The organism is Kribbella sp. NPDC026596 (assembly GCF_040638415.1).
Lineage (GTDB): Bacteria > Actinomycetota > Actinomycetes > Propionibacteriales > Kribbellaceae > Kribbella.
This window is the reverse complement of record NZ_JBEZYF010000132.1, coordinates 1-8,359: the sequence shown is the minus strand read 5'-3', so window position 1 is coordinate 8,359 and position 8,359 is coordinate 1. Positions and strand designations below refer to the sequence as shown.

General features: G+C 67.4%; 7 protein-coding genes. 2 read left to right on the top strand and 5 right to left on the bottom strand.

Features of this window, described 5'->3' with window-relative positions; genetic code table 11:
• Positions 1-297: 297 nt before the first annotated feature.
• From AB0E63_RS45770 to AB0E63_RS45750, 5 genes are all read right to left on the bottom strand, one after another.
• Positions 298-1,533, bottom strand: coding sequence for an MBL fold metallo-hydrolase (locus AB0E63_RS45770; protein ID WP_360381006.1), 1,236 nt, complete (start codon positions 1,531-1,533; stop codon positions 298-300).
• Positions 1,424-2,260: an alpha/beta hydrolase gene (locus AB0E63_RS45765; protein WP_360381003.1), complete on the bottom strand. Its 837-nt coding sequence runs from the start codon at positions 2,258-2,260 to the stop codon at positions 1,424-1,426. Before AB0E63_RS45765 ends, AB0E63_RS45770 begins: the two co-directional genes overlap by 110 nt.
• Before the next feature lie 16 nt (positions 2,261-2,276).
• Complete coding sequence (locus AB0E63_RS45760) at positions 2,277-3,101, bottom strand: alpha/beta hydrolase (protein WP_360381001.1); 825 nt, start codon at positions 3,099-3,101, stop codon at positions 2,277-2,279.
• Positions 3,102-3,195: 94 nt separating this feature from the next.
• A complete protein-coding gene (locus AB0E63_RS45755) occupies positions 3,196-4,101 on the bottom strand; it encodes a LuxR C-terminal-related transcriptional regulator (RefSeq protein ID WP_360380999.1) in 906 nt (301 codons plus the stop codon).
• Entirely contained in the window at positions 4,083-5,924 is a 1,842-nt protein-coding gene (locus AB0E63_RS45750) for an AAA family ATPase (RefSeq protein ID WP_360380996.1), read from the bottom strand. Before AB0E63_RS45750 ends, AB0E63_RS45755 begins: the two co-directional genes overlap by 19 nt.
• A 125-nt stretch (positions 5,925-6,049) precedes the next feature.
• Here AB0E63_RS45750 and AB0E63_RS45745 point away from each other — a divergent pair, with 125 nt between their 5' ends.
• Positions 6,050-6,919, top strand: coding sequence for an alpha/beta hydrolase (locus AB0E63_RS45745; protein WP_360380994.1), 870 nt, complete (start codon positions 6,050-6,052; stop codon positions 6,917-6,919).
• Positions 6,920-7,582: 663 nt separating this feature from the next.
• Complete coding sequence (locus AB0E63_RS45740) at positions 7,583-8,215, top strand: HNH endonuclease family protein (RefSeq protein WP_360380991.1); 633 nt, start codon at positions 7,583-7,585, stop codon at positions 8,213-8,215.
• The last annotated feature ends 144 nt before the right edge of the window (positions 8,216-8,359 follow it).

Here is an 8,359-nt window from a genome sequence, read left to right as displayed (position 1 = left end):
GAAGCACTCGACTGCGCCTGCGGCCTCTACCTGAACGACCCCACAGCCTGGCAGCCCAAGTAACCCCCGACGAACTTACGGTGCGGACCACTTAGTTGCAACGCCCGATTGGGAAGCCGAGCGAAGCCGTCGATACCAACCTCTCCGAACGTGGCCAGGTCCACGAACTGTCTGCCGACTTGGCCGAATCCGCCTCTCTTGGCATCAAGGTTCTCTCGGCGCCGGCAGGTCCGCCTCGTTCGCCGTACCCCGGGAGACGCCCTTGGCGTGACGCGCACCAATTGCCGGCGTGCGCTTCTAACAGCTCAACTCCGAGAGGCCGCGCAATCGTGCCCAGCTGTCAGCTCGAGAGGTGACGCTCGGTTTAGGAAACCGACGCGCCACGCCTAAATGCGCCTCTCCAGGCGTATCTGGCCAACTCCAGTTCGGCTGTTCTTGACTCCAGTCGACTCGGATCGACGCAGCTGTGTTCCCACGCTGTTCCCACGCCGAACTGGTTGAGCCCGGCGGACCCGCCCGTGCCGCAGCTGGGCTGAACTGGGCTCGTGATCGAGGCTGCAACTGGCAATCCGGGCCGGCCAGATGCATGCCCGGTATCAGTCGGTCACCGGACCTGCAGATCACAGCTGGGTGGGTCGGCCGTGTTCGAGCCACGTGCCGGACGCCGGCGGCGCGGTCGAGCGTGGTGCGGACATGGTTCGTCGGTTCGCTGAAGTGTGACCAGCCGTCGTAGTGGACCGGTACAGCCAACCGTGGTCCGAGGAGTGTTAGGAGCGACGCCGCGTCGCGGCTGTTCATGGAGTAGCGGAGTGGACCGGTGATGGGAAATCGGACGTCGCCCAGGTGCATGAGCAGCACGTCGACGTTGAGTTGGCGGGCGAGTCCGCGGATCGGTCGATGCAGGACTGTGTCGCCGGTCATCCATACCGACACGGTGGAGGCGTGGCCGAGGGTCAGGGCGACCCCGATGACTGGTCCTGTCACGGGTCCGCTCAGGGCTGGGCCGTGGCGGCAGGGCGTTGCTCGGATCGAGAGGTGTTCCTTCCCGGGCGCGTCCAGCGAGGTGGTCTCATCGGCGACCAGACCGCGGACGTTGGGGGTGGCGAGCCGCCGAGCACCTGTCCTGGTGGTGATGACGGTGCCTGCAGCGGGGAGGAGGTCGCGGCCGCGGTCGTCGAGGTTGTCGGCGTGGTGGTCGTGGCTCAGTAGCACGACGTCGACGGGCGCGATCTCGTCTGGTTGGAGTGCGGGGCCTGCGGTCTTGATGGAGGAGGTGCCCCAGCCGAATTGGTACTTGCGTCCCGGTGGGTCGAATGTGGGATCGGTGAGTATGCGCCACCCGCCGAGCTCGAGGAGGACGGTAGGCCCGCCCAGTGCGTCATCTGAACCATGGACGGACTGCCGTTCTGTTCTCGGTTGCTGGTCAGGAGTCGGCGGTGTGGTCGGACGTGACTTGCGCGTGCTCGAGTGCCCAGTTGAGCGCGTCGTCGGCCACGGCCTCCCAGCCTGGGGCGGCGCAGGTCCAGTGGTCACGGCCCTCGAACTCGTGGTACTCGGTGAGGGCAGGGGACTTCTTGTAGTGGTTGGCGTTGGACTTGCTCACCGACGGCGGCATGATGTGGTCCTTCTCGCCGGCGATGAACAGCAGCGGCGCACGGTCGGCGGAGTAGTCGAGCCAGGTGTCTTGGTGGCCGGGCTTGAAGTTGGCGAACAGGCCGAATTCCCACACCCAGTGGCCCGGGGCGGGGATGTGGTAGCGGTCCCAGACCGCCTTGGAGTCTTCCTTGGTGAGGGTGTTGGTGAAGGCGTAGTGGAATTCCTCGGGGGTGAAGCCCACGGCCTTGTGCCGGTTGGCCGGGTTCTTCAGCGCGGGGAACAGTGACTTGGCCTGGGACAGCGGGTTGACGCGTACGCCCTCGGTGGGCGCGGAGCCGACGACGACGCCGGCCGTGCCGAGGCCGCGGGCCAGCAGCAGCTGGGTGAGGGTCCCGCCGAAGGAGTGGCCGATGATGATCGGCGGAGTCTCGACCTTCTTGATCGCGGTGGCGAGGTGGTCGACGGTCTCTGGCACGGTCAGGTTCGCGATGAGGTCGGGGTTCGCGCGCAGGGCCTCGACCTCGATGTCGAAGCCGGGGTATCCGGGTGTCAGGACGGTGAAGCCCTTGGCCTGGTAGTGCTGGACCCAGTTCTCCCAGCTGCGGGGCGTCATCCACAGGCCGTGCACGAGGACGACGGTGTCGGGACTGCGGTTGTCGTTCATGATCGTTCCCTTTCGGTCAGGCGTCGATGAACTCGAGCAGATCGGCGTGGAGCCGGTCGCGGTTGGTGTCGGGCAGTGCGTGGCCGCTGCCTTCGTAGACCTTCAGAACGGCGCCGCCGATCATCTCGGCGGCTCGCTTGCCTCCGACCCCGAACGGCACGATCTGGTCGTCGTCGCCGTGGATGACCAGCGTCGGTACGTCGACCTTGTCCAAGTCCGGGCGGAAGTCGGTGGCCGAGAAGGCGGCGATGCACTCGTAGGCGGCGCGGTGGCCACAGGCCATGCTCTGCAGCCAGAACGCGTCGCGGAAGCCTTGACCGACGTCTTGCGTGCGGTTGTGTCCGAAGAACGGGCCGTCGGCGAGATTCCGGTAGAGCTGTGATCGGTCGGCGGCCTCGCCGGCCCGGATCTCGTCGAACACCTCGATGGGTAGTCCTTGCGGGTTGTCGTCGGTTCGCAGCATGAGTGGCGGCACGGCGGCGACGAGGACGAGCCGGGAGACGCGGCTGCTGCCGTGGCGGCCGAGGTAGTGGACGATCTCGCCGCCGCCGGTGGAGTGGCCGACGAGGGTGAGGTCGTGCAGGTCGAGGGTGTCGATGAGGCAGGCCAGATCGTCGGCATAGGTGTCCATCTCGTTGCCGTTCCAGGTCTGGCTCGAGCGTCCGTGGCCGCGGCGGTCGTGGGCGATAGCGCGGTGCCCGTGTTCGGCAAGGAAGCGGGTTCCGGCGTCCCAGGCGTCGGAGTTCAACGGCCAGCCGTGGCTGAGGATGACCGGCGAGCCACCGATGCCCCAGTCCTTGTAGAAGATCTCGGCGCCGTCATCGGCGGTAATGAAGGGCATGGGTCCTCCCTGAGTGAGGTTTCCCCGAGCCTCTACCGGTACCGATCTGCGCGGACCACGTGAAGCACGTAGTCCTGACGATGCGCGGGGCCCGTCAGGATGGCGGGTGGATCCGGTCGGCGAGCTGCCGACGGGAGGAGACTCCGAGCTTTTGGAAGACCTTGCGCAGGTGGTAGTCGACGGTGTTGACACTGAGGAACATGGTGGCGCCGATCTCGGCGTTGGTGTGGCCGGCCGCGGCGAGCCGCGCGACTGTGAGCTGCTGGGCTGTGAGGTCGAACGGGCCGCGTTCTCCGGCCGCGGGCGCGTGTTCCCCGATGGCTTCCAGTTCGTGGCGAGCACGTTGTGCGAACCCGCGAGCCTCGACGCGCTCGAAGATCTCCACGGCCCGACGTAGCTGTTCCCGCGCGTCACGGCGACGTCTCGCGCGGCGCAGCCATTCGCCGTAGAGAAGATGGGTTCGGGCCAGCTCGAGCTCGATGCCGGTCGGGGCAAGCATGGCGACGGCCGCTTGGTAGTGGGGTTCGGCCCTGTCCTCGTCGACGAGTGCACGTGACCGCTGCGCGAGACCCGCGGTCCAGGGCGATCCGTTGGCCCGCGCCAACTCCTCCAGGTGCTCCACCAAGCCGACTGCTTCATCGAGGTGTTCGCTGCGGACGGCAGCTTCGACGAGGTCGGGTATCTCCAATGGCGTGACCTGAAGGAAGGGATCGTCCACCAGCGGCTTCAGCCTGGCGTACGCATCGCCGTAGAGCCCCTCGGAGAGGTCGCGGACGGCGAGGGCTGCGACTCCGGAGGCGTGCACGCCACCGAACCCCATCTCGGCTGCGCCCTCGGCGATCAGCTCGACCTGGGGTCGCGGCGCGCCGATCCAGGCCAGCAGAGCCACGTTGACCACATTCTCGGCGTCGTACCCGATGGCGCGGCGCAGCTCCCGCACCTGCTCGATGTACTGACCCGCCCGCTGGGGAGTCCCTCCTTTCAGCTCGGCCAGGGACATGATCCAGAGAACGATGTCGAGCAGTTGCAGGGACCTGCGTCGCGGGCAGCCTCAGCCGTCCGCTCCAGGCAATCGCGACGCGCAGCTATGTCCCACAGAGCCGTGGTCAGCGCGACGCTGATCGCGCCGTACTGCAAGAGGCCCTCCGGCTCCGCCCCGGCGATGGCATCCACAGCGGTCCGCATGATCGGGACCGCCTCGTCGTAGGGCAGCAGGATGTGGGCGCTCAGAGCACGCAGGATCGTCGCGGCGATGCCATCGTGCAACTCGGCGCCTTTGCGCATGCGGCGACCCAGCTCGGTCAGTGTCGTCCCTTGTACCAGGCGTTCAGCGGCCAACGTGTACTCGAACGCCTTGATCAGTGCGTTTTGCTCCAGTGCGGCGTCGTGGCCGTGGAACAACTCGGCCGCGGCCAGCATGTTCGCCGCTGCGTTCATCAGCGCCGGGTCCGCGGTGAAGATCGCGATGCTGGCACGGGCTGAGACCAGTCGGCCCCGCGAGACTGCGTCCAAGGCGTCCTCGTCGACGTCGTCGAGCAGGCTCTTGGCCAGCTGCGCAGCGCCGGCGGCCAAGGCTGCCTCGGCCGCGGCCACCAGCCGGGCGTACTTGCGACCTCCATGTGGCGTCAGCGCGGAGGCTTGGGCCAGCACGCTGGCGCGGGACGCGAAGCCACCGCGTCGCCCCGCCAGGTCGGCAACGCGTTCCAGCCGATCCGCTACCACGGCGTCCAGGCCTAGCGTTGCCTTGGCCGCGTGCCAGGCCTCGAGCTCGAGCAGGCCCAGCCGACCGGACGCCACCGAGAGCGCGCCGTGGATGCGCCGTCGCTGTCCTCCCTGGGCGGCGTTGTACGCCGCCGACCGCACCAGCGGATGCCGGAACCGCGCTGACGGCGAGAGCACGACCAGACCGGCGGCCTCGGCCGCGTCACCCGCGCTCTCGGGCAGGTCGAGTTCCTGTCCAGCTGCCCGGATCAGGTCGACATTCCCGGTGGAATCGGCTGCTGCGATCAGCAACCACTGCTGCAGATCAGGAGGGAGATGGCGGATGCGGCGCAGGTAGAACGCTTCGAGATGATGTCCGACCGGGAACGGCTCGTCGGCGAAGCTGGATTCGGTCAGCTGTTTGATGCTGAGTTCGTTGGCCAGGTCGATCAGCGCGAGCGGGTTGCCACCCGTCGCCGCAGCGATCTGTGCTGCCGCCGCCGGGTCGATGACCTCGGGCAGGGACGACACCAGCAGCCTGATCGCCGAGTCGGGAGCGAGACCTGCGAGACCGAGTGTGGTAACGCCGGCCATCTGCGCCGCGAGATTGGCATCGTCGCGCCCGGCGAAAATGATTGCGGCCGACTCCGCCTCCAGTCGCCTGGCAACGAACGCGAGCACGTCCAGCGACTCGGAATCCAGCAGATGCGCGTCGTCAACCGCGCACACGACCGGCTCTACCTCGCCTGCGGCTGCCAGCATCCCCAACACGCCCAGCCCGACCAGGAACCGGTCCGGTGGCGGGCCGTCAGCCACCCCTGCCGCCACCTGCAGCGCCTGTTGGTGGCGGCCCGGAAGCGACGGCACATACGCACGCAGGGGGATCATCAGCCGTTGCAGGGCGGCGAACGGGATGGTCACCTCCGCCTCGTAGCCATCAACCCGCAGCTGCCGCAGACGGGTCGCACCCGCCAGAGCGGCTTCCAGCAGAGCGGTCTTTCCTATCCCTGGCTCGCCGGAAACGAGCAATGCGCCGCCGCGCCCATTTCGCGCGTGCCCAAGCAGACTACGGACCTGTCGCTGCTCCGCATCCCGCCCGAGCAGACCCCCCTCTGCTCCCATAACTGCTGACAGTAAACCGGCTGCGTCGGGCCCACCAGCGCTAACTACTACGCATCTCACGTGGTCCGGGCCGGCCAGAGGTCGATCCAGGATGCATTGACCGGTACCGACCCAAGGAGAGCATCATGAAGCTCCGCGCACCACGCCGTCTGCACGTGCTGGCTACAGCGCTGGCCGCAGGTCTCGTCGGCATCCTTCTGCTGACTGGATCCCTTCTGAACGCCACCGCCTCCCCGAGTACGCAGCAGACCAAGTCCGAGCAGGCGCGCACCGCGGACCTACACTCCGCGGCAAAGCCCACCGTCGTCCTCGTGCACGGCGCATTCGCCGATTCCAGCGGCTGGAACGCAGTTGCCGGCCGCCTGCTCGACGCCGGCTACCCGGTCCTCGCGTTCTCGAACCCACTGCGCGGACCCCTCGCCGACGGCGCGTATCTGCGCGACTTCCTGGCAACCATCGAAGGACCGATCGTCCTGGTCGGCCACTCCTACGGAGGCGCCGTCATCACCAATGCCGCCACCGGCAACCCGAACGTGAAATCCCTCGTGTACGTCACCGCCTATGCCCCGGACGAGGGCGAGAGCGTCGCCGCCGCCAACACCCTGGGTGGCGGGCATACCGAGGTCACCGACCACCTCGTGCTCCGACCCTTCCCCGGAGCCGCCCAGGGAGACGCCGACGCCTACATCGACCCGGCCCACTACCACCGGCTCTTCGCCCAAGACTTGCCACAGGCAACAACCCGAATCATGGCCGTCACTCAGCGTCCCGGCGCACTGGCCGCGCTCGTCACGCCCTCCGGCCCACCGGCCTGGAAGACCATCCCCAGCTGGTACCTCGTCGCCAATCAAGACCGCATCATCCCGCCCGAGGCAGAGCGAGCAATGGCAGCCCGCGCCAGCTCGACGGTGGTACAGATCAACAGCTCACACGTCGCGATGATGAGCCACCCCGACATAGTCGTGAAGCTCATCCGGGACGCCGCCAGAGGCTGACCAGCGACCCCGCACAGGCCGACGCCCGGCCGCCCCGCTCGCGCGGGGCGCCTGGGGTGTCGATCACACCAACGGCTACTCGGCGCACGATCGTGCCCCCGCCCGATCGATCTCAACAGCAGGGTCACAAATGTGAGTTCCGGCATGGTAGGTAGGCGATGCCGCAATGAAATCCGCGAGGCCGATCGGTGCCCCCGGCAGGATTCGAACCTGCCACGCAGGGTTTAGGAAACCGACGGACCCCACCGATATACGCCCCTCTAGGCGTAGCCAGCCAACACCAGTTCGGCCGATCTTGACTCCAGTTGCTTCGGAGCGAGGTGTCTTTGTTCCCACACCGTTCCCACGCTGAACTGCTGAGCGGGAGCCCAGTTCACGCCCTTCCGAACGACTGAGATGCGGCTGAACCATGACTTGAGCGGGCGGGATCTCGGCACTACCTTAAGGTCGCGTGATGCGCGTCCTTCTTGCCGCCCTGATCGTGCTCGGCTTCGCTGTGACCGGGTGCACCTATCCAGAAGCCGGCGCCAACCCGGCCGAGTCGCAGCCACCGCCTCGAACTACGCCCACAAGCGGTCTCGCCACCGTTCAGCCAGCGACCGGCACGGCCAGGCTGATCTCTGCCGAACTCCGCCAGATCCGCGCCATCGCTGTCCGGCCGACGTGCCCGGATACAAGCGAGACCAGTTCGGGCAGACCTGGACCGACGACCATGCGGGACGTGGTGGCGACAACGGCTGCGACACCCGCAACGACGTACTCGCGGCGCAGCTGACCGCGGTGCAGTACCGCGCTCGCTCCAGATGCGTCGTCATCGCCGGCACCCTTCTCACCGACGCTTACACCGGTCGCCGGATCGAGTTCCGCAAGGCCGCCGCGACCAAGGTGCAGATCGACCACCTGTACCCGCTTGCCCGGGCGTGGGACATGGGCGCGGCCCGCTGGCCGCTGCAGCGGCGCGTCGACTTCGCCAACGACCAGGCCGCGAACCTGCTGGCTGTCGATGGACCGGCGAACGCCTCCAAGAACGACGACGGGCCCGGCGAGTGGATGCCGATCAACCGCAACTATCGGTGCACCTACGTCCTGCGGTATCTCCAGGTCGCAAGTACGCGCTGCCTATCACCGCTGCCGATCGCGACGCCGCCGAGGCGATCACCCGATCCTGCCCTTAGGAAGCCGAGCTCGCTCGCCGACAGGCACGCAGGCAACAACCGGACTCGACCAGCCGCCAAGCCTGCTGGTCGGGGCGTGATGCCGAATGAGCTCAGAAAGCTCTGTCATCTCGAACCCTGAGCCGGCGGATAGGAAGGCTGCGCGAGGTCGTGAACTCGCCCCCCGCTAGCCCCGGTCTTTCAGTAGGACCTCAGATCGCTTGATCTGGTTGGTTTGTTGGTGGTGCTGGGGTTTGGGGCAGGTTGGGTCTGCCGGCTTGCTCGT

Bases quoted from the DNA above. Each gene is read 5' to 3' on its own strand.
- AB0E63_RS45755 (WP_360380999.1), bottom strand. From the start codon at position 4,101: ATGTCCCTGGCCGAGCTGAAAGGAGGGACTCCCCAGCGGGCGGGTCAG.
- AB0E63_RS45750 (WP_360380996.1), bottom strand. From the start codon at position 5,924: ATGGGAGCAGAGGGGGGTCTGCTCGGGCGGGATGCGGAGCAGCGACAG.
- AB0E63_RS45760 (WP_360381001.1), bottom strand. From the start codon at position 3,101: ATGCCCTTCATTACCGCCGATGACGGCGCCGAGATCTTCTACAAGGAC.
- AB0E63_RS45765 (WP_360381003.1), bottom strand. From the start codon at position 2,260: ATGAACGACAACCGCAGTCCCGACACCGTCGTCCTCGTGCACGGCCTG.
- AB0E63_RS45745 (WP_360380994.1), top strand. From the start codon at position 6,050: ATGAAGCTCCGCGCACCACGCCGTCTGCACGTGCTGGCTACAGCGCTG.